The organism is Chryseolinea soli, assembly GCF_003589925.1.
GTDB lineage: Bacteria > Bacteroidota > Bacteroidia > Cytophagales > Cyclobacteriaceae > Chryseolinea > Chryseolinea soli.
The window spans coordinates 4,292,165-4,313,971 of record NZ_CP032382.1; the positions used below are offsets into that span (position 1 = coordinate 4,292,165).

18 protein-coding genes are annotated in these 21,807 nt (G+C 52.4%); 8 read left to right on the top strand and 10 right to left on the bottom strand.

Annotated features, from left to right (window positions below; all coding sequences use genetic code 11):
• Positions 1-45 precede the first annotated feature (45 nt).
• The 4 genes from D4L85_RS18385 to D4L85_RS18395 form a co-directional block, all read right to left on the bottom strand.
• Positions 46-2,496, bottom strand: coding sequence for a YfhO family protein (locus tag D4L85_RS18385; RefSeq protein ID WP_119755671.1), 2,451 nt, complete (start codon positions 2,494-2,496; stop codon positions 46-48).
• A 163-nt stretch (positions 2,497-2,659) separates the two neighbouring features.
• Complete coding sequence (gene moaA / locus D4L85_RS18390; RefSeq protein WP_119755672.1) at positions 2,660-3,655, bottom strand: GTP 3',8-cyclase MoaA; 996 nt, start codon at positions 3,653-3,655, stop codon at positions 2,660-2,662.
• Positions 3,656-3,773: 118 nt separating this feature from the next.
• Positions 3,774-3,944 carry a hypothetical protein gene (locus tag D4L85_RS34460; RefSeq protein ID WP_160143819.1) on the bottom strand — a complete coding sequence of 57 codons (171 nt, stop codon included), beginning with the start codon at positions 3,942-3,944 and terminating at the stop codon, positions 3,774-3,776.
• A 121-nt stretch (positions 3,945-4,065) separates the two neighbouring features.
• Positions 4,066-4,953, bottom strand: a complete 888-nt coding sequence (locus D4L85_RS18395; protein ID WP_119755673.1) for a cyclase family protein — start codon at positions 4,951-4,953, stop codon at positions 4,066-4,068.
• 214 nt (positions 4,954-5,167) lie between these two features.
• Here D4L85_RS18395 and D4L85_RS18405 point away from each other — a divergent pair, with 214 nt between their 5' ends.
• Positions 5,168-5,386 carry a hypothetical protein gene (locus D4L85_RS18405; RefSeq protein ID WP_119755675.1) on the top strand — a complete coding sequence of 73 codons (219 nt, stop codon included), beginning with the start codon at positions 5,168-5,170 and terminating at the stop codon, positions 5,384-5,386.
• 145 nt (positions 5,387-5,531) lie between these two features.
• Here the strand turns inward: D4L85_RS18405 and D4L85_RS18410 are convergent, their stop codons facing one another.
• Together D4L85_RS18410 and D4L85_RS18415 are read right to left on the bottom strand one after the other, a co-directional pair.
• On the bottom strand, positions 5,532-6,437 hold the full coding sequence (locus D4L85_RS18410) for a hypothetical protein (protein WP_160143820.1): 906 nt from the start codon (positions 6,435-6,437) through the stop codon (positions 5,532-5,534).
• Positions 6,438-6,610: 173 nt separating this feature from the next.
• Positions 6,611-7,000, bottom strand: a complete 390-nt coding sequence (locus D4L85_RS18415; RefSeq protein ID WP_119755677.1) for a hypothetical protein — start codon at positions 6,998-7,000, stop codon at positions 6,611-6,613.
• 142 nt (positions 7,001-7,142) lie between these two features.
• On the opposite strand from D4L85_RS18415, the gene D4L85_RS18420 reads away from it, so the two are divergent.
• From D4L85_RS18420 to D4L85_RS18430, 3 genes are all read left to right on the top strand, one after another.
• Entirely contained in the window at positions 7,143-7,961 is an 819-nt protein-coding gene (locus D4L85_RS18420; protein WP_119755678.1) for a DUF4349 domain-containing protein, read from the top strand.
• A 205-nt stretch (positions 7,962-8,166) separates the two neighbouring features.
• Positions 8,167-8,949: an energy transducer TonB gene (locus tag D4L85_RS18425; RefSeq protein ID WP_160143821.1), complete on the top strand. Its 783-nt coding sequence runs from the start codon at positions 8,167-8,169 to the stop codon at positions 8,947-8,949.
• A gap of 189 nt (positions 8,950-9,138) precedes the next feature.
• Complete coding sequence (locus D4L85_RS18430) at positions 9,139-9,909, top strand: energy transducer TonB (protein ID WP_119755680.1); 771 nt, start codon at positions 9,139-9,141, stop codon at positions 9,907-9,909.
• 109 nt (positions 9,910-10,018) lie between these two features.
• Here D4L85_RS18430 and D4L85_RS18435 read toward each other — a convergent pair whose 3' ends face one another.
• The 4 genes from D4L85_RS18435 to D4L85_RS18450 all read right to left on the bottom strand — a co-directional run bounded on the left by D4L85_RS18435 (position 10,019) and on the right by D4L85_RS18450 (position 18,773).
• The gene (locus D4L85_RS18435) at positions 10,019-10,348 is read right to left on the bottom strand and encodes a hypothetical protein (RefSeq protein WP_119755681.1); all 330 of its coding nucleotides are present in this window, start codon (positions 10,346-10,348) and stop codon (positions 10,019-10,021) included.
• Positions 10,349-10,857: 509 nt separating this feature from the next.
• The gene (locus D4L85_RS18440; RefSeq protein WP_119755682.1) at positions 10,858-15,489 is read right to left on the bottom strand and encodes a beta strand repeat-containing protein; all 4,632 of its coding nucleotides are present in this window, start codon (positions 15,487-15,489) and stop codon (positions 10,858-10,860) included.
• A 162-nt stretch (positions 15,490-15,651) separates the two neighbouring features.
• Positions 15,652-16,176 carry a hypothetical protein gene (locus tag D4L85_RS18445; RefSeq protein ID WP_119755683.1) on the bottom strand — a complete coding sequence of 175 codons (525 nt, stop codon included), beginning with the start codon at positions 16,174-16,176 and terminating at the stop codon, positions 15,652-15,654.
• Between the two features lie 137 nt (positions 16,177-16,313).
• Positions 16,314-18,773, bottom strand: a complete 2,460-nt coding sequence (locus tag D4L85_RS18450) for an ABC transporter permease (RefSeq protein WP_119755684.1) — start codon at positions 18,771-18,773, stop codon at positions 16,314-16,316.
• 438 nt (positions 18,774-19,211) lie between these two features.
• Here D4L85_RS18450 and D4L85_RS35135 point away from each other — a divergent pair, with 438 nt between their 5' ends.
• The 4 genes from D4L85_RS35135 to D4L85_RS18470 all read left to right on the top strand — a co-directional run bounded on the left by D4L85_RS35135 (position 19,212) and on the right by D4L85_RS18470 (position 21,799).
• The gene (locus D4L85_RS35135; protein ID WP_418219831.1) at positions 19,212-19,307 is read left to right on the top strand and encodes a hypothetical protein; all 96 of its coding nucleotides are present in this window, start codon (positions 19,212-19,214) and stop codon (positions 19,305-19,307) included.
• Positions 19,308-20,108: 801 nt separating this feature from the next.
• Positions 20,109-20,351 (top strand): MoaD/ThiS family protein, encoded by a 243-nt coding sequence (locus tag D4L85_RS18460; protein ID WP_119755686.1) that lies wholly within the window; start codon positions 20,109-20,111, stop codon positions 20,349-20,351.
• Positions 20,352-20,434: 83 nt separating this feature from the next.
• Complete coding sequence (locus tag D4L85_RS18465; protein ID WP_119755687.1) at positions 20,435-20,866, top strand: molybdenum cofactor biosynthesis protein MoaE; 432 nt, start codon at positions 20,435-20,437, stop codon at positions 20,864-20,866.
• 363 nt (positions 20,867-21,229) lie between these two features.
• Positions 21,230-21,799 carry an RNA polymerase sigma factor gene (locus D4L85_RS18470; RefSeq protein ID WP_228450526.1) on the top strand — a complete coding sequence of 190 codons (570 nt, stop codon included), beginning with the start codon at positions 21,230-21,232 and terminating at the stop codon, positions 21,797-21,799.
• The last annotated feature ends 8 nt before the right edge of the window (positions 21,800-21,807 follow it).

The window sequence follows — 21,807 nt, forward strand, 5'->3', positions numbered from 1 at the left end:
GGCGCAAAGTCAACGCAAAGTTGGCTTTGCGCCTCGCGGTTCAATTCATGATTTCTCCTCGCGCAACGACCATCCCAGACTACCCAGCAACACCAGCACCATAATCCAGGACGCCGCCATCGTCACCTTGTTGCCTGTTACATAAGCTGCAGGCTCGAATTTGAATTCTATAGTATGCTTGCCTGAGGGAACGTTCAAGGCCCGCAACACATAGTCAGCGCGCAGGATCTCGGTTTCTTTTCCATCGATCGTGGCTTTCCATCCTTTTGGATAGTAGATCTCCGAGAACACCGCGAATCCGTTTTGTTGTGATTGGCTTTCGTATTTCATCCGGTTGGGCGAATGCTCGGTCAAGGTAATGGAAGCTGAGCTGTCCGCTGAAAAACTTGCGGGTTTAAACTTCGAGCCATCCACTACGGCGACATGGCGTGTGTCGAGGCCGCATACTTTGGCCAGCTCTTCCGTAGGGGAATTAACCGTGACCACTTCGTTGACAAACCAGGCATTTCCCAAGGCGCTTCCGTTGGGTATGATATTATCGCGCCCCGGTCCATACACCAGGTACTTGATGTTGAGCATATTCATGATGCCGCGCTTTTCAAGATCAAACTTTCCACCTTGTGCATCGGTGATGAAGGCGTTGGTCTCTTTGAAGAGACAAGAATCGTAGAGGTCCATGTACCGCTTCAACTTCGCCCCGTGATAGCCGCCGATGGAGTTGTGGAAGTAGGAGGTATGCGCCTCGCTGGTGAACGCACCGGGTTGGATGTTATAAACACGATACATCGCCTTATCCTGCGCGATGGCCTTGTCGGCTTCGGTCATGGTGTAGAAAGTATCTTCGCGCTTGCGCTGATAGTTGGCCTTGGTGAAATATCGGTTGTCGACGATGGCCACATCGAGGGTTACGAGGGCGATGAAGAACGCGTAGAAGGCCACGGGCGATATTTTGGTCCACACTTCAAAGTAGATCGTGACAAACGCGAGCACGATAAAGACGAGGGAGCGGAACGCGTCGCTTCTGAAGAGGCTCATGCGATCGTCGATCATCGCGCCGGTGAACCAGACCGGGAGTTGGTTCTCGCCTTCGCGGAGAAAGCTGAACATGCCGGCGCCTAACCAAAGCAACAGGCACAAGCCGCCGGTGGAGGCAAGAGCGATAAGTACTTTTCGCTTGGCTTCTTTTGTTAAGCCCTTTTGCATGATCTTCTCCACGCCGAGCAATCCCAGGAAAGGGGCGGCAAACAAGAAGAGGATCAGTGTGAAGGTTACGGATCTGAATTTGTTATAGCCAGGCAGATAATCAAACAGGAAATAATTGAACGCGGAGAAATTCTTTCCCCAACTTAACATGATCCCCAGCACTGCCACCGACGTCAACCACCAAACATATTTCTTATCCGCGAAAGCGATGCCCAAGGCAAAAATGAAAACGATCACCGCGCCGGCGTAGTAAGGCGCCGTGAGGCCTTGCTCACCCCAATAGGCCACCGTGTAGTTCGCCAGTTGGTTGGCCATTTGTTCATCTTTCGAGCGCACCAGCGCCTTGTATACCTCGCTGTTCTGATCGTTGGCGATCAGGTTGCTGGAACTGCCGCCATAGAAGTTCGGGATGAGCAACACCATCGGTTCAAGGATGCCGTTGCTGTAGTCGAAGGCCCAGTTTTTACCGGGGCCGGTTTGACCTTGGTCGGAGGAGCCGTGTGCTACCAGTTCTGACTTTCCACGAATGGAATACGATGTATATTCGGTCACAGCCCACATCGGTCCGAAGAACGTGCCCGCACCGATGGCGGCGGCCACGATCAGCACACCGATGGTCTTCGCAAAGTCGGGAAGGGTTTTCTCGCGGATGGCTTCGATGAGGCGGATCAATCCATAGATCAAAACGATCAGCAACAAGTAATAGGTCATCTGCAAGTGATTCTCACGAAAGTGCAAGGCAAGCGCTGCCGTCGTCACACCAAATCCAAGGATGCGTTTCCCGGAGAAAGCAAGATGAATCCCCGCGACGACTAAGGGCATGAAAGCAATGGCGCCAACACGCGCATTGTGCCCGGCCATGATCCCAATGATCATGTACGTGGACAACCCAAATCCAATCGCGCCCGCGATCGCTAAATAGGGTCGCACGCCGAACGTGATCAGCATAATATAGTAACACAAAAAAGCGAGGTAGATATTGCAAACGGGATGTGGAAGCTTGAAGCTGATCACCGCCTTGAGGTAAGACACCGCCTGGTTGCTCCATTGCACGTTGACCAGGTAGGCGGGCATGCCGCTGAACATCGTCTCCGTCCAAAGCGGTTCCTCGCCGGTCTTCTCGCGATAGTCGCGCGAGGCCTTGGAAGAACCTTCCCACTGTTGGATGTCATGCTGGTTGATCACCTTGTGGTCGAAGAACACCGGGTTGAAGAAGAAGAACGTTACGATCAGGAAGATTCCAATGGCCACGCCGTGGGGCAGAACGTCTTTGGCGAAGTTTATTTTTTTCATGAATCCGTTTAAGGGGATGTGAATTTATAAGGGGTGCAAAATAAGAAGGATTTGGGAGAAATAGGAGCCAGGAGTCAGGAGCCAGGAGCCAGTAGATTTCTGCGGTCGAAAGGGGCTCAATTGTTTAATGGCCAGTGCGTTAGATCGGGGCCTGTCGTGCGATTTAGCCTCCTATGGTGGACATCGATTCGCTTACGGGCAGGTGGTTTTTGCGGTGTTGTTCGGCTTCGAAGCCGTCTTTGGCGCGGTGTTGGAAGGCGGTGTGGAGCTGTTGTTTGATGGAGTCGTCGGAGTGGTTTCCGCGGAGGAGGGCGCGGAGGTCCAGTGCGCCGTCGTCGTAGAGACAGGTTTTGAGTGTGCCCTGGGCGGTGACCCGGAGGCGGCTGCAGGTGCCGCAGAACGTGCGGCTGAAGGCGGCGATGATGCCGAGGTTTCCAAGGTGGCCGGGGATGGTGTAGGTGTAGGCCGTGGAATGTTGCGGGTCGGGAAGTTTGACCAGGTTGGGGTAATGGGATTTGATATAGTCCAGGATCCGGGTGTACGTCCAATGCAGGGTGGGGTAGTGGTTGCCCTCGCCATTGAACGGCATCTCTTCGATGAACCGGACCTCGACGCGCTGGTTTCGGGTGAGCTCGATGAGCGGCACGATGTCGTCGATGTTTTTTCCTTCCATCACCACGGCGTTGATCTTCACAGCAATGTCGTGTTCCAGGAGCAGGTTCAGGGTGTGCATGACGGGCTCGAATTCGTCGCGGCGTGTGATCACCCGGAAGCGTTCGCGGTCGAGCGTGTCCAGGCTGAGGTTCACCGACGCGATGCCCATCTTTTTGAGGGCGCCCACATGCGGTGCCGTCAACACCCCATTGGTGGTGAGGTGCAGGTCTTTGACGCCCGGAATTTCCGTGATGCGCTGCATGAGGTCCATGAGGTCGTGGCGCACAAACGGCTCGCCCCCCGTGAGGCGGATCTTCGAAATGCCGAGCGATGCCAGCAGTGTGATGAGGCGTTCGATCTCTTCAAAGGTGAGCAAGTCTTTTTTAGGGAGATAGCGGATGCCGTCTTCGGGCATACAGTAAAAGCAACGCAGGTTGCAGCGGTCGGTTACGGCCAGGCGCAAGTAGGTGAGGGGCCTCCCATGATTGTCGTAAAGCGGGGTCACAGCAGCGTTGAATTTACCAGTCGATAAAAGTCAAAGATATTCAATATTTGACAATTCCCCGGTCGCTTGTTTCAAGCGGTAGGGAGTGTTCTGAGAACATTTTCCGGGCCAATAGAATTCAATGTTTGTGATGCTTTCGCGCGGCTTGGGCATTGACCAGCACAATATAAAACATCGAGAATATGACGTAAAGAAGACAATACCAGGTATTTCCCGTACGGGCCAGTTGAAAGACCGTAAAGAAGGCTCCCGTCACGATCAAGATCACAGCGACAACTCGGAATCTCATAAGCGTTGCATTAGGTTGACAAAACCGTTAACACGCCTCTACAGAAAACCAGCAGCACAGCACACTCTGCATTCCCTTCCCTATGAATGGAGATCCACAGACAAGTCAACCGTTTACGCCCTCATCGTATCCGGGCCATGGCACGAACCGGGAAAGTGCCCACGCCCTTGAATTTGGGTGGGATGGCACTGAATGTGAACCCGTCGGCCGGCAGTGTATACAAGTTACACAAATGTTCGACAATAAGTATCTCCGCGCCCAGCAATGTGGTGTGCACCGGCCGCTCCTTATCCCGGGTATCATCGATGTTGTGGGAGTCGATGCCTACCAGTTTCACGGCGCAGTCGCGCAGGAATTCGGCGGCCTCGCGGGTCACATAAGGGTGCCCGTCATAATACGTTTCCGTGTTCCAATGCGCATCCCAACCCGTATGCAACAGCACGGCGCGATTCCGTATTTCATAGTTCTTCACATGTTCGACGGTGATGGCCAGCGACTCGGTATAGGGCACGCGGATCACGACGCCTTCAAGATCTGCAAAACGCTCCAACCCAAACTCGGAAACATCTTTGCCACCTTCAAACCGGTGAAAGGGACAATCGATATACGTGCCGGTGTTCGTTACCATTTCTATTTTGCCGATCTGAAACGTTGTGCCCGGCGCATAGAATTGCTTCGAGTCCTCACGACTCAGATAGTCGCAGATCACCGGCGCGGGCAAACCCTTGTAGGTGACCAACCCGGAGGTGATGGTATGACTGAGATCGACGAGTACCGACGACCCACTTTGTTCTTTGATAGGCTTTCGCTTGTGCGGCTCAGTAAGAATTTCTTTGTTCAGAATCTTAGCTTCCCCCACCATGAGCAGGCGGAGGTCGGCAATAATGTAGTCTGCCAAAGCTTTGTCGGAGATGGTATCACCCTCGATGTCGAGGCGAAAATCTTCACCTTTGATGTTGCCGCCGTTGGTGAAGTAGATCTCAAAATCAAATTTTACACGTCTATCCATGCCCCCAGAACGAACAGGATCGCTTCAGGGTTGTTACAGTAAGGACGGAATTTGAAAAGAAAAATGTGACACTCTCTTTGTTTGGAGCGCCGTTGTTGGAGTTCTGCCGTTGTTGGAGTGCCGTTGTTAGAGTTCTTCTCCAACAACACCACCTTCGTCACCCATTCCCAATACCCGCCAACGATACGTATCTTTACATTATAAACGAAACCCCATGAGCCAGGCATTTGTCAGAGAAGGCGACGAACAATCGCTATCGGAGATCGCCCCGACCATAAACGCCCTCATCCGTTTCCTCACCCTCGAGAACGGCGGCATCCGCGTCTACGAAAAACGCACCGACACCGACTCCGCCGGCAACACTCTCCACACGATGAGCAACGGGCTCACCTACGGCAAAGACCAGAACGGCCGCTGGGAAATAAAACAGTAGCCACCCCTCGTCCGCCACAACATAGTCTCTCCTTCCTCAAGAACTATGCGCTCCTTACCCACACATCACTACTCATCCCCACGCTTTCCGTCCGCAGCATACTCTCCTGCCTCAGGGACTATGCGTTCCCTTACCCCACACACCACTACTCATCCCCACGCTTCCCTTTCGACTTATTCTTCTCCTTTTTCACCGGCTTATCTTTCTCTTTCTTCTCAGCTTTGTCTTTTTGCTTGTCTTTCTCTTTGACCTTGAACTCATCCTTAACCTTGTCCTTGTTCTTGTCCTTATCTTTGTTCTTGTCTTTATCCTTGATCTTATCTTTATCCACATCCGTCGCCAAGTTCAACTCTTCCTGAAGGATGCCTTCATGATCATCGTTAAGGTCCTCGTCATCATCATCCCAATTAAAGCGATCATTATCCCGGTCAATGTCTAAGTCGACATCAGCATCGACTTCGGTATCCACATCAACATCATTGTCAACGTCAACGTCAAAATCATTGTCAACGTCAACATCACTGTCAACATCAACGTCAAAGTCATTGTCAACGTCAACATCAAAATCATTGTCAACGTCCACATCTGTATCTATATCAACATCCACATCAGCCACTTGAATCTCGATCGGCTCGATATCGATATCTATTTCCTCAACATCAACTTCTATGGGTTCAATATCAACGTCAATATCCTCGATCTCAACTTCTACAGGCTCAACATCAACATCCTCGACATCAACTTCCACAGGCTCAACATCGATGTCCATGGCCAGTTCAACATCCGATTCCACCTCGGCTTCGATCTCCCATTCATTCGACCGGGTAGATACCTTCCTTAGTCCCTTTGCGCGGTCTGGTTCATCCTCCGGCTCGTCTGTTTGAGTCTGTACTTTTGAGGGCTTCTCCTGCTTGGCCGGCGTAACCACCGTGGGTGCGGGAACGGGCACAGGCACAGGCACAGGTGTCGGCCTGACGCCCTGTGAGAAAACCGGCGTGACGATGATGAAAACCATCAGGGAAGGGGCAAGAAGGCGGCTAAAAGGGTTCATAGTATTAGAATGTTAAGTGACATACAAAACAATACTCTGCCTTTTCAAAAAGGTTACAAACGAGCAGACACAGCCCATGCACCTGCCCGCAGCGCCGACCGTTTCGGGGGAGTGGTCGTTCCCACTATCGTAGGAGCATAGTCTCCTGCCTCAGGGACTATGCGATCTCCCCTCTACTCATCCAACCACTTCTCGGCCATTTCAGCACTCCTGAAATTCTTCTTCGGGAACTGTGTGGTCTTCGCTACAGCATCAAGTTGCATCTCCGCCACATCATCCTTCACCAACTCCGCCACTTTTCTAACCCCACCTTTCAGCAACAGGGTCTGAGCCTGCTCATGAAGCTTGCGCACTTCCTGCGGATGGGTTTTCATCTCCCGTGCATCGGTCAACAAGGTGAAACCACTTTTTAATTTTGAAATGGCCTTGGTCCAGTCCGGTATATAATCGGGCACCACCTCCGGACTTCTCCAGAAACCAAAGATGGTCAAATAGGCCCGGTTCTTTTCCGTGGACACGGCGATCTTGTACTGCTTGCTTTCGCGTATGGTAGTGAGGGACATACAGAGGGTATTTGAAGTAACACAAAGCTATTTGAAACCGCACAAATTCCCAAGCAACGCTTCCCTCCGAAATTCTTTTTCTATTTGTTGTGACTTGCGCCATGGAAAAGAATTATGAGGGTGTTATCTAAACGTTAAAGCCATGAAAGCAATTTGTTTTTCTCTGGCCGTCATAACTATGATGGCGTGTCATTCCCGCAAGGACGAAGTACTCAAAGTAGCCAAATTTGCCGTAGCCGATGAAACCTTCAACGACATGGCTGCGCCAACTCCTCAAAAAATGATGATGTCATCCTCCGTGGATACTGATCGTAAACTTATCCGCGAAGCCCGCCTGCAGATGGACGTCACCTCACTAAAAAATATCAGCGATTCCGTGAACGTGCTGCTCCGCCAATACCACGCCTATGCCTCCAATGAAGCGCAGGACAATCAACGGTATGATCTCCGAAAGTCCATGACCATCCGCGTAGGCGAACAACAATTCGAGCCCATGATGAAACGGCTGGAAGCCCTGGCCACGCGCATCGTCGAACGGTCGGTCACCACGCAGGATGTCACCCTGGAATACACCGATCTCCAGGCACGCCTTCGCTCCAAAAAAGAATTGGAGGTTCGCTATCACGAGATCCTCCGACAAGCCAAGACCGTAAAAGACATGCTCGCCATCGAAGAGCAATTGGGCGCAACCCGCGAAGAGATCGAATCCATGGAGGCACGCTTCAAGCGCATGACCAACCTCACCACTTATTGCACGCTGGACGTTGTCTTCGTGCAGCGACTGGAAGCCCCGCCGACAGGCTTCGCCCAAGAGTTCGGCGTAGCCTTGACAAACGGCTGGCGCAGCATCATGAACGCCGTGCTGGCGTGTGTGAGCGTTTGGCCGTGGGCGTTCGTAGGCTTTGCCCTCATCGGATTTGTGATCCGTTTCCGCAAACGGCGGATGGCCCAGGTTGGGTGAAAATAAATTCTGATAAACCCCGTGACTTTTCCGTGACGCCGAAATTATAGGGGAAACAAGCTTTCAAAGTACCACACACGAATTGCCCGTGACAACACACAAATGGCAAAGCCGGTTGCGAAAAATGACCCGGACTGGAACGGCTTTGCCTTTGTGTTCGTCGCGAAAACATATACTTCATGTTCAACCTAAACCGTCTGTTTTTATGAGAAACGAAAATGCAGAAGTTCCCAGCATGGATGACCTGGTATTTGAAAATCGCAACAAAGAATACGGCGCCTACGTCATCCGCAAAGCATACTACGACAATGTCCACAAGGCGCTGTTCTATGTTATGATCTTCTTCGCCGGCGTCATGCTGCTGACGATCTTTTATCCGGGCGAGCCCCTGATCAAGGTGCCGGAAGTTGCAAAGAAAATTATTACGTTCACTATTCCCACCATAGAAGCACCCCGGCCTGCAGCTCCGAGTGCTCCCATACGGCGAGCGGCCACGAGAACAACACCCAGGGTAACAACGAGCGTTATCCCGGATGAAATAGTTCCGCCCGTAACGGACGATGGCTCGGGTGCACCGGATGGCGCGGTCGATGGTGTAGCCCCCACGGAAGGCACGGGACCTGCGAATGCCGACCCCGTTGTAGCCACACCCGCAGTAGTAGCACCCGCCGGCCCCATAGACATTGCCGAAGTCATGCCTCAATACCAAGGTGGCTTGCAAGCTATGGCACGATATATGCAACGAAATTTACGCTACCCCGGCATTGCGCGACGGATGGAAATTGAGGGGGCCGTTTTTGTGAGTTTCGTAGTGAATACCGACGGTCGCGTGATCGACGCCAAAGTGATCAAAGGCATCAGCAAGGAATGTGACGAAGAAGCCGTTCGCGTGGTATCCAACATGCCCGCATGGGTTGCCGGCCGCCAAGGCGGCGTACCCGTGATGGTGCGCATGGTGTTGCCGATCAGATTTCAATTAAATAGATAACCCCATCATACTTCTCCTGTGCGCCCTGCCTACTCGCATCCCCGTTGTATAGGCCATCTCCGTTGGTTCGGCGCACAGGGGCAAGATTGAGTTGACCGGGTTGGTGAAGCACACCAACCCCGGCAAACTCTACCCTTCATCTTCGTCGGGAAAACCAATACTCCCTGTTCATCCTAAATCGTCTGTCTTATGAGAATCGAAAATGCAGAAATACAAAGCATGAATGACCTCGTGTTTGAAAACCGGAACAAAGCCTACGGCGCCTACGCCATCCGCCGGGCCTACGCCGACAATGTTCAAAAAGCGTTATTATTTGTACTCGCCTCTGCCATGATCGCTATGCTCTTTTTTCACGGCGAACCAATGCTTGTAGACTCGAAGATCGACAGAGGAATTATATTGGACAATTTCACTCCTCCCAAATTAATACCACAGAAATCCACTCCATCATCGCCGGTACGTCGCGCACGCGGAAACGCGGCCCCTACCGTATCAACGCGCCCCGAAGAAACAAAACAACAACAAACCGACGCCACCACAGGAACTCCCGATGGACCGCTCACGGGCGAGGAACCCACAGACCCTGGAACCATAGAAACAAAGACCGAGGTCATTACAACACCTCCGCCGGAAACACATTTCGACCCACTCTCTTGTGTCAAGGCAATGCCTGAATTTGACGGAGGCCCGGAGGCCTTGGCAAAATACATGCGCAAAAATTTGAAGTATCCCGCCATCGCGCGCCGCATGTCGGTTGAAGGCACCGTGTTCGTCAGCTTCGTCATTGACACCAACGGTCATGTCATCGACGTGAAGGTTATCAAGGGCATTATGAAGGAGTTCGACGAAGAAGCGGCGCGGGTCGTGTCGAACATGCCGCCCTGGATCGCCGGTCGCATAGACAACACACCCGTCATGGCGCGCATGGTGTTGCCCATCAGATTTCAATTGAGTCATTAATCCCCATCATACTTCTCCTGTGCGCCCTGGCTACCGCATCCCCGTTGTATAGACCATCCCTGTGAGTTCGGCGCACAGGGGGCCAGATTGATACCTGCTTTCTAAAGCTTCATCCGTTGGCAGGCGGGTATCCTTTTTCTTTCAAAAACTCTTCCAGGTAGTAGAAGAGAAGATCCCAGGCTTTCTGCTCGTCATCGTTTGCCAGGTGAAGCACATGGGCGGTCCAAATAAGATTGGATCCCTGCCCCACTTTCTTGCCGAGCCACCGCGAGATCTCCCGGTTCCCTTGTTCGCCCGGCCCCCAACCCAAGCCCGTGATAAAGCCTTCCATATAGATCCTCAAATTGTTGAAGTTCACAGGAAAGAAATACATCCCCGGCCGCGCCTTCATATGCGGAACCACCTCCGCCAGGATCTCATACACATTCTTATTCTCCATAATGACTAAACTTATTCATGACAATATACCTCGATGTTTTTTAAAGCCAACCCATGCGGCCCCCCTCGTACCTCGGGTCGGGCTATCCGTTCCAAGTCCGTCCACGCACAACCCACCCACTACGGGCTTTCCACTCCTATCCCTGGCCGGGCCACCGCCAAACATCTGCCCCAATCACAAATCCTCACCCGCCGCATAACCAACACCAGCATACCCCGTTGTTGGTGTCTCACCAACAACGATCAGCAGCAAAAAAACTTTATGAATAAGAGCCAAAGCAGAGGAAGACAATTTTAATGTGTGCCCCGGTCAGCGCCACTTTTAAATGTAACGGCACACCGAAAGATGTTGTTGGCGGAACGCCAACAACGGCGGGGGAGGTCATAGAGGGAGCGGGGTAATTACGAATGTCTTAAATGAAAAGAGAGGGTACCTTTTGAGGCACCTCTCTTTATCGAAATTTCAGGGCAAATTGATGGCAACTGTAACCGCGCCCGATCAGCCATGTCTTAATCTATTTTCACCACCCTTTTTACAACTTGGTTCTGCCCGGTGCGGACACTGAGGAGCAAAACCTGGCTTGCCACCTGGGGTGTGATGCCAATCAATGCGTTGGTAGACTCCGTGGATTCGTGGATCACTCTTCCATTGAGATCGATCAGGCGGACTTGAGCTTGTTGTTCGCCAGGCGTCTCGATCAGAAAGGATAGCGTTTCCCGGAAGGGGTTTTCCTGGATGTGAAGACGGAAGGATGCGCGGTTCCCCGTTTCAGCGGTCTGATCGTTGGACACTTCTGCTTCACTGCTGCGCGGGCGTGCTTCCGGATTGGCCACAAACTCGGGCTGGCCGCATGTACCTCCTGGGGGAGGCGCGGGCAGGATCACGGATTTAGACAAACTCTTCTGACACCCTTCGGTATAAAATACATTCACGCTATAAGTGCCGGGGTTAAATACCATGATCGACTGGCTGCTGGCACCGGTTGACCAGCTATACGATGAGCCGGAGGGAGCCGAGAGCGTCGCTACGCCATTGGTACAGAGGTCTCCGCTCTGCGAAATGCTTCCCGGTGAATTGAATACGCTTTCGGTCTTGCTCGCCGTTCCGGCACAGAGGCCAGATCTAGATATGGTTACAGTATAGGTACCTGCCGTGGTTACGCTGATGTTCTGACTGGTAGCACCGGTCGACCATGAATAGGTATAGCCCACCGGCATGGCACGCAGGATATTGGGTGTGCCGAAACAGACCACATTGCCGCCCGTTATGGAAGCAATAATCTTCGAACGCACCAATACAATATAATTGGCGGTTGCTCCGGCGCAGCCGTTGGCTGTCGGCGTTATGGTATACGTCACGTTGCCTGGGGCCCCCGTATTGGTAAGCGTTTGTGAAATGGTGCCCGTGCCCGAAGCAAATCCGGTGATCGAACCGGAACTGGAGGAGGCGGTGTAGGCGAACGTCGATCCGGAAATATTGGCTGCCGGCGTGAAGTTCACAGACTGCCCGCTGCAGATCGAGTCCAGGCGCTGAATGTTCGGCGACGTCATCAAGGGCAGAGGGTTCACGGTTACCGTCACATCCTTGGGATTGGAAGGACACGTTCCGCCGGTCGATACCACGGCGTAGGTCAACGTACCCGCTACAGTTGCCGACGTAGCCGTCAGCGTTTGGTTGATCACATTTCCGGATCCGGCAGCTCCGCCCGATACATTCGTGGCATTCTTGACGGTCCATGAATAGGCGGAAGAGGGTAGATTGATCGCCGTGCTCTGACCCGAGCAGATCGATTTGTCGGTGAGGGACGGGGCTGCCGCTGTGGGCAACACGGTCACAGTTTTGGTAGCAGGAGTCCCGACACATCCGCCGATGGCCGGCGTAATGGTATAAACCAGTTGCGCGCTGGTGGTCCCGGAGTTGACCAGGGTTTGATTGATAGCGCCTGTGCCGCTGGAGTATCCGCTGATGGAAGGATCGGCTGAAGTAACCGCATAGGTAAACGTTGCGCCTGCAGTAGCTGAAGTCGGTGTGAAACTTAGAAGTTGGCCGCTACAGATGGAGGTGGTGCCACCGGTATAGTTAACGGTAGCAACCGGGTTGACCGTGACCGTCACATCCACCGGCGTGATGGTGTTGCATCCATTATAGGTCGATGAAACCGCGTAGACTACATTGCCAGGTGCACTGTTGTTGTTAGACAGGGTATTGTTGATCGTAGCTCCCGTACCGCTCGTGGGACCGAAGATGTTGCCGTTAACCTGCTTAACCGTCCAGGAGAAAGACGTGTTCGTCGATGGCCCAAGGGTAACGTTTGCGCCTTGTCCCGAACAGATGGTCTTATTGGCAGCAACGATGGTTACCGGAGGTTTGACCGTGGCCACATAATTTTTCGATGGACCGACACAACCTGAAGCGGTAGGCACTATCGTATAGGTTACCGTTCCATTTCCGGTTCCTGTATTGGTCAGGAGGTTGTTGATGGTGCTAGTGCCCGATGGCGAAGCGCCTGCAACTCCCGCGGACGACACGGATGTCCATGCGTAAGTAGTGCCTGCGGGAGATACTGAGGGTGTAAAGCTGAAGCTCGCATTGTTACAGATCGTGGATTGTAGTTGCGCTGTCGTATTGGTAATGGAAGGCAGCGCCTGCACAGTCACCTGCGCTGTTACGACGTTGCCGGTGCATCCATTGGCAGTTCCGGCAATGTTGTATTTTACGTATCCCTGTTGGTTAGGTCCTATGTTGGTGAGCACCTGCTGTATGGAGCTACCCGTGCCGGGCGATTGACCGGATACGGAGTTAGCGTCTAGTATCGTCCAGTTAAAGGTTGTATTCGGCATACTGGAGCTCAGGGCCAGATTAACGGTTTGTTGCGAGCAAATAATGACCCCGGATGGAAAAGAAACTACCGGCAGTGGAGGTACGGTGACAGATGCCGTCGTTGAGGTTGCATCACTGCAATTCGAATTCGTGCCAGCGCTGGATATCGCCTTAAACTCATAGTAGAAATTGGCACTGGTGGTGTTGGTTACGGTGTAATTGAGCGTATTCAAGCCAATTGCCGAAGCGATAGGTTGCCAGGCCGAAAGATTGGAGGGACTGCTCCCGCTTCGATATTGCCAGTTAGCGTAGCCCGTATTACCCGTCAGGTTGATCACCGCCGAAGCGTCTGAACACACGGTAGGCGTGGCAGCCGTTGCCGTACCGCCCACCGGCTGGAGAGAAACTGTAGTAGGCCGGTAGACCGTGTTGCCCTGACAGCTGCCGTTGTATGGCGTTACGTAGACGTATTTGGTTCCAGCTGTGGACCAGGTCACCGTGGCCGTATTGCCAGATGGTGTTAGGGTGGCATCCGGCGCAGACCATGCAAAGGAAACGCCGGATTGTGCGGGCACCGAAAAAGTATACGGAGTCCCGGCGCACCCTGTGTAATTACCGCTTACTTCGGGGCCAGAGATGGTTACGTCGTTGGGCTTGGTACCGGCACTAACGGTCACCGTAGTCGTTTTTACACTCGATCCACCGCATCCGTTGGTCGCTGTCGCTTTCAGCGTATACGTGCCTGGCGTTGTCCAATTGATCGAGGCGCCCGGATTGTAAGGGAGATACGGAAACGAGGGGATGGTAATGACACCTCCACCAGAAGGTGTGATCTGCCATGTAATCAATGACGCGTCCAGGCCTGCACTTATGACATAAGTATAATTGCCAGGACATACGTTGGTAGTTCCCGTGATATCCGTGAGACTGATGCTGGAGGGTTGAATGTAAAATTCTGATCCGAGCATGTTCGCACCACCAATTCCGCAGGGATTGATAGCCGTCACAAAAATATCTTTGCGGCCGAGCGAATTCCAAGTGACATGAATGGTGCTCTTGTTGTTGTCACCGATAATGGTGCCATCGCCCACACCCCATATATAGGTATGATTAGGGTAATCGGTTGCTGTAATGACATATTCTGTGTTAAGACAACCCGTCTTTTGTGGCAGGGTTACACTCGGCGTCGGTCTGTCTTGAACGACTGCAGCATACTGCCCTGCGCCGCTGGAGCAGAATCCGTTCGATTGCGTTACCTTGATATTGTAGGTGCCTCCATTGTAGAACGTTACAGCATAGGTATTTGCCGCTGTAGTTACGTTGGTGGTGAGGCCGCTGGGCTCTGTCTTGGTCCAGGTGTATGAAGTGGCTCCTGCAGGAGTGGCGGTAAAGGTGACCGTGCCATTCAAACAGAATTGCGTACTGGAGGGGGTTATGGTTGGCGTGGCCAACTGAGCGGGCCCTACCGTCACGTTGAAGGTGGCGGTTTGTGTAGCGCCGGTGCAGCTATTGGAAGCTGTAGCCGTGAGTTGATAGGGACCACCTGTTTTGTTCCAGTTCACGGTCGCCTGCGCACCGTTGGGAGTAAGGGTGCCGCCGTCATTCAGCGACCAGGACACGGCGTCGGCACCTGGCGCGCCACCGACGAACACGGTGCTCGTGTTGAGGCATGCCTGATTCGATCCGTATATCGAAGCCGTACCGAGGGTGGTCGGCTTGACGGTAATAGTCACGGCACGGGATGGACTGGTATAGGTGCCGTTGGAATAGGAGGCATATAGCGTATAGGTGCCCGGAAACGTCCCCGTGAAGGCGACATTGTTTCCGCTGGGTGTCAGTGTGGGTGCCGTTGGAATGAGCGGCTCATAACATACATGCCACGCCGGCGTCATGCCCGATACCGCAGGAACGGAGTAGGTACCAGCGGCATTCTGACACAGGGCGGCCGGTCCGGTGATCGCCGTAGGTGCAGCGAGCGCTGCCTGGTTCACCACGTTGATCGTGAAGGTGGTGGCCGGCCCGGTATTTCCGCACATATCGCTGGATGTAACCGTAATGGTTTTCGTTCCGGCGGTCGACCAGGAGATCACCTTGGAGATGGATGGCCCCGGATAATCCACGGTGCCATCCGAAAGACTCCAATAATAATTGAGGACAGCCGTGGTGCCCAGACAAAAACTGTAACTGGTCCCGACGCTCACCGATGTCGGCCCTTTCAGCGTGGGAACAGTAGTGATCGGAGGGTTACATTGTGCTTGGGTATTATAAGGAGTGAACAAAACAATACCATAGAGAAACAGGAGGGGTAAAAAGATTTTCATAACGTAGAGGGTCAGTTTCAGCTAAACTTTCACCTAAACTAAATAAAAATTTCTGTTCGTTCCACTGCGGCCTTGCGAAATTTATGTTAAGGAATTGACTCGCCGTTGTTGGCGTCGCTGTTGTTAGTGAAGAACACCAACAACGGCGATCGGCCCTTTCCGTTATCTACCCCGGGACGCCACGACAGCTTCATACACTTTCGTTCTCGACTCGTGAATATACTTTAGCATCCGCTTATCGGACTGACGCAGATCCCAACAAAAGGCAAGCACGGGAATGAGTATGATTGCAGCGACGAAAAGTCCATCCGCAGCGCTCAAGGGAATTCTTAGTGCGAAAAAGACACCAAATAAAAAAAAGGCGAGAAGGTTTACGGGCAAATACCAGAATGGCTTATAGGTTAGTTTGAGCCACGGCGTATCATTGATGACAATCACTTTGCCGTAGATGATCACCGACGATCGGTCGTTGCCAAAGAGTCTCGGGCTGATGCGGATGACCTTAAACTGCGTTTTATCCAGGCTCACCTTCCCGGCCCAGGGCTTGCTTGTATTCGTGAACGAAAACCCTCTGAACCTTAACCATTCATACTCCAAGGTTTGCGGGTAGGTGTCGCGGAGGAAGTCTGGAAAGAGGTCTTTGTCCCACGATGAAAGTTTGATAATGCGCTGCCGGAGAGTGATCATAACGGTGAAGTAATCTATCGCCCGGTTTATAATGGGCGGACGGCTTGCAAGATAGTTATTTTAAGAAAACGGCATCGCAGTTGTTGACGGGGGAAGAACAGCGGCAACCATTCAATTTAACTGCTTTGGCATTGCCGCTATTCGTAACGAAGGGTGTCAGACGGGTTGGTGAGGGCGGCACGGATGGTCTGCACGCTTACGGTGAGCAGCGCTAACAATACAGCGCCTATGGCGGCCAGCACATATACCAACACATTCATATCCACATGATACGCGAAGGAGTCCAGCCACTCGCTCATGACGAACCAGGCGACGGGCCAGGCGATGAGGCTGGCGGCGAGGATGAGCACGACGATCTCTCGCGAGAGCAGGGCGAGGATGTTGGGTACGGATGCGCCGAGTACTTTGCGAATGCCGATCTCTTTGATGCGTTGCAAGGTATTGAACGTGGCAAGGCCGAACAGACCGAGGCACGCGATGAAGATGGCCATGCCGGAGAAGATGGTGAAGAGCTGGCTTTGTTTCTGATCTTCTTCATAGAGGCGACGGTAGCGGTCGCTCATGACCTGGTATTCGAAGGGGCGCGTGGGGAGGAACTCTTTCCATTTCTTTTCGAGGTCGGCGATGGCTTGCTGGAAGTGGGCGCCATCGATCTTAACGGAGAGGTTGTTGTTGGAGCCGTCGCCGATGCGGAAAACCATGGGCACGATCTCCTGGTGGAGCGATTCGAAGTTGAAGTCTTTGACGATGCCGATGAGCTTTCCCTGGGTGTCGCCGGCTTTGATGTCTTTGCCGATGCCTTCGTCGATAGTTGCCCAGCCGATCTGGCGTGCTGCGGTTTCGTTGATGATGAAGGCGATGGAGTCGTCGCTCGGTATGTCTCGCGAGAAGAGGCGGCCTGCGACGACGGGGATGTCGTAGGTGGCGAAGAACTCGTAGTCTACTTGCAGGGACCTGAGCAATACGTCCGTGGATACGAGGCTATCGCCTTTGACGACGGAGGCGTTGCCTTGCCAGTCGAGGAGTCGGCCTGTGGGGATGCGGGAGGAGCGACCGATGTTTTGGATGGCGGAGGAGCTGGTGAGCTGGTTGTAGAAGGCGTCGTAGTTATCGGCGAGCTCGGGGTAGCTGCGGAGTGTGATGATCTGGTCTTTGTTGTAGCCGATGTCGCGGGCGTTGAGGTATCCAAGCTGCTGGACGGTGACGGCGGTGGCGATGATGAGCACGATGGAGATGGCGAACTGTGCGACGACGAGCACGCGGCGTATTCCGCCTTTACCTTTCAGGGAAGCCTGCTGGCCTTTGAGTACGGCAGCGGGTCTGAAGGCGGCGAGGATGAACGCGGGGTAGGTGCCTGCGAGAAGGCCGACGATACAAGCGAACGCTATGGTGCCGATGATGACGGGCCAATGGGTGGTAAGATGAAAGGCGATGGACTTGCCGGTGAGGTCGTTCATCCACGGGAGCGCAATGCCGGCGAAAGCGGTGGCCAGTATGAGGGCAAATAGGGCGATGAGCACGGACTCGCTGAGGTACTGGCCGATGAGCTGGCTTTTCAACGCGCCGGCTACCTTGCGCATGCCTACCTCTTTGGCGCGTTTGGTGGCGCGCGCGGTGGAGAGGTTGACGAAATTGAAACAGGCGATGAGGACGATGAACAGGCCGATAACGCCCATCATGTAGACGCTGTTGATGTTGCCGTTCACCTCGATCTCATCAGCGAGATGGGAGCGGAGGTGAATGTCGGCTGCGGGCTCGATATATAGCTTGGTGGTCTTTGAAGCTACCCAGTTTTGTGGCACGCCCCAGTTGGCGCGGCCATGGGCGCCCATGTGCTTGTCGATGAAGGCGGGCATGGCGGCTTCGAGCTTTTTGGGATCGGCGCCGGGCTCGAGGAGGATGTAGGTGTAGAAATTGTTGCCGCCATAGTCGTTGTCGAACGCATTGGGGCCGAAGATGTTGTAGAGGGTGCTGAAGGCTACGAGCAGATCGGGGTGCCAGTGTGATTGAGCGGGAAAGTCTTTGTAGACACCGGTCACTTCAAGGTCGAGGTTGCCGTTGCCTTTAAGGTGCTTGCCGACAACGTCGGTGGTGGCGAAATATTTCCGGGCGGCACTTTCAGAGAGCATGACGGTGAGGGGGCGCTCGAGTGCTTTGGCGGGGTTTCCGCTGAGCACGGGGATGTCGAATATTTTGAAGACGTCGGGTTCGGCGAAGAATAGGTCTTCTTCCTGGGCTGCTTTGGTGATTTCACCATTTTCTTCGACGGCTACGTCGAAGCCGTAGCGGCCGTAGGCGAGTGTGCGGGCCATGGCCTGGATCTCGCCGAAGTCGTTTTTGAGGAAGGGACCAAAGGGTGCGGCGATGCAGGGGAGGTTAAGGGTTGTTTCGCCGTTCTCGCCGAAGAATTCGCGGGTCACGCGATAGGTCCGGTCTATTTTGGTGTGATAGCGGTCGTAGCTGAGCTCGTCGCTGATGAAAAAGTAGATGAGGAGGACCGCGGTCATAGCGATGGCAAGGCCCGCAATGTTGATGAAAGCGGTGAGCTTGTTCCGGAAGATGGAGCGCAGTGCGACTTTGAAGTAGTTCCTGATCATGGTGAATGTGCTAAAGGTCCACCGTCCGCAGTCCACTGTAAAAAATCAAAAGGGCGTTGACGGTTTGACGAAGGGCACTTAGCAAAGACTGTGCTAAAGAAAGATCGCGTTGGTGTTGAAATGGAGCGGCGTGTAGCGGGCAAGGTGGCCGGAATCGAAACGCTTGGGAGCGGTTTTGGACACTATTAATTTAACGTTATATCAAACAAGTATCGGGGCTTTAGCCCTGACCTCTCCCGCGCTGTTGCGGGGATGGTTACATTGGAAAATAATTTATATTTGTAACCTCGGATTGTTTGCGCTTGCTAGTGCCATTGGAATGACACCTTTACGAAACCAGGGAAAAGACAGCCAAAAAAGATAGTAAGGAAAAGACCCGTTAAAAAAGCTATCAAGATCGGAAGAGGAAAACTGGAAGATGGCAATTGGTCCAGTAAGTTGGGTGAAAATCATGATGTCTCACATTCAATTCAAGATATAAGTGGCGGGACATATGGAAATGTGCTAACATTTATGAGTCGTCCTAGAATTTGAAGGTCACTGTTCAGCTGTTATTGAGCCAATCTATATAAATGCGAATTCAAGTCAATGTTAAAAGATCGTTGGAGGCAAAGAGGATTGTGCCAGTCAAGTTAAGTCTGAGTCAGAAATTCAATGCAGCTGTATATGTATTTTTAGGGACCATATTTTCATTTGTCACAATTGGTTTTCCGGCTAGTTTCATACTCAAGTTCAGTCGGCAGGGCGACCTGAGTGCGGCTCTGGTCCTTCTCCTTGTCTTTGTGGCTCCAGGGCTTTATATAATTTATGGATTAGTCCGCGACAATAAGTTCATAGAAGCCAGGGGAGGCGTAGATACATCTAGAAATGTACAAGCGATGGTTTCGGCATTAAAGAAAAGGTATCAAACGAACTTGGTATATGAGGGTGGGCGAATGATCTCGTACTATAAACGCTCTACCTTTTGGCGTTTTTCATTTCGGATTATAATCTTGTTCGACCTGGAGCGGGTCTACATTAATGTTTCTCGATTCAATCAAAACGATATAAAGTCATTTGTTCATGCACCTTTTTCGGAGAGGCTGGCACAGTCTATCCTTGAGGATTTTCAAAAAGAACTTCGTCAACCAGGTTACTAGCCTAACGCACAACCCCCCAACGAAAAAGACCGCCAGGTAAGCGGTCTTTTCATTAGGTTAGGTTAGGTAGAGAGTTTTATCAAATTCTTCTTTTTTGGTTACTGATATACAAGTATAAGCAAATTTCCGGAATCTAACCAAGCCCAGGGATGACCCCAATTTCGGGAAAATTGAAAGCTTTGTTAAATTAGCCCCTATGAACACATTTCGCATTAAAGCCTTCGGCATCACGAAGGATTTCCTGGGGGCGCGGGACTCGGAAGTGACGATCGAAGGGAACACCGTGGGGGCTTTAAGGGCCGAATTAACGGCAAAATACCCGCAATTGCTGGGTTTGCGCTCCCTCTACATCGCCGTCAACAACGACTATGCCGACGAAACCCGGGTACTAACCGCCGCCGACGAGATCGCCCTCATTCCGCCCGTGAGCGGGGGTTAATGGGGGATTTCTTTTGTGATTTGGGTGGCATTTCGTTACCTTCATCACCTCTTCCTTATTGTTCAATCCAACCCTATTAAAACATGATTAAAATAACGGAAAAGCCCATTGACATTCAGAAGGTCATTGATACAGCTTCGTGCTTAGGTGCCGGAGCTGTAAATGTTTTTGTCGGTACCGTGCGCAATCAGGCGAACGGAAAGAACGTGGTTTGGCTGGAATATGAAGCTTACGAGACGATGGCCGTAGGCGAGATCAGGAAAATTATAGACGATGCGTCACACCGATGGCCCTTGTTAGGGTTTGCCGTCAGTCATCGCATTGGTACGTTGAAACCCGGGGAGGTAGCAGTAGTGGTAGCGGTTTCCACACCTCATCGTAAAGATTCTTTTGATGCGTGCGAATATATCATTGACAACGTAAAGATGAACGTGCCCATTTGGAAGAAGGAAGTTTTTGAAGATGGCGAAGAGTGGATCTCTGCACGCCCTGCGGCGGTAGCGGAAAAAGCCTGAGCCGGGTTGGTCAAATAGCTGGCAATAAAAAAAGGCCCCGGTGTCGGGGCCTTTTTCTTTTTTATCCCATCGCGATCACGAGGGCCGAGACAATCAAGACGGCTACCGTGAAACCTGCCGCCAAAGCGATGAACAAGTCGCGATGGATGGGATTGATGTGAAGTTTAAGCGTTTTCATACCAACTAAGTTTAAATGTGAGAGGATTAGTTTTCACCCCTTAACGCTTAGATAACCCAAAAAGTTGTTCCAGTAACCGGGTCCCGTTGTATTAATTTCAAAAAAGAGTTTGCTGTGCCTGTATCTTTTTCGAAATTCTGCATTTAGAATTCGAAACCTGAACTCATAAAACCACGAAGTTGTACGTGCACAAGGAAAATATCCAACCCCGCGAGGAAACGGCCGACGAAGCGTCGATGATCCGGCAAGCGCAAGCCAACCCCGAAGCATTCAGGCCTTTATATGAGAAGTATTTCAAGAAGATCTTCCTCTTCGTGCTGCACCGCGTAGGCGACAAAGCGCTCACGGCCGACATCACTTCGCAGGTCTTTCTTAAAGCTTTACTTCACCTGGACAGGTATGCCTTCCGTGGTCTCCCGTTTTCGGCCTGGCTCTTCCGCATCGCGCTGAACGAGTGTCACGATTTCTTCCGCAAATACAAACGCCACCGCGTGGTGAGCCTGGACGAACACACCATCCAAAACCTGCACGAAGAACTCACGGCGGCTGCTCGACAGGAAGACCTGGAGCAACAACTGCCCCTCATCCTGCAACAGCTGAGCGCCGACGACCTGCAGATCATCGAGCTCCGCTATTTTGATCAACGGCCCTTCCGCGAAGTGGCCGACATCCTGGGGATCAGTGAGACCTATGCCAAAGTGAAAGTGTATCGCGCCCTCGACCGAATGAAAAAACTCTTTTTGAAAACGACTTGAGAAACGAA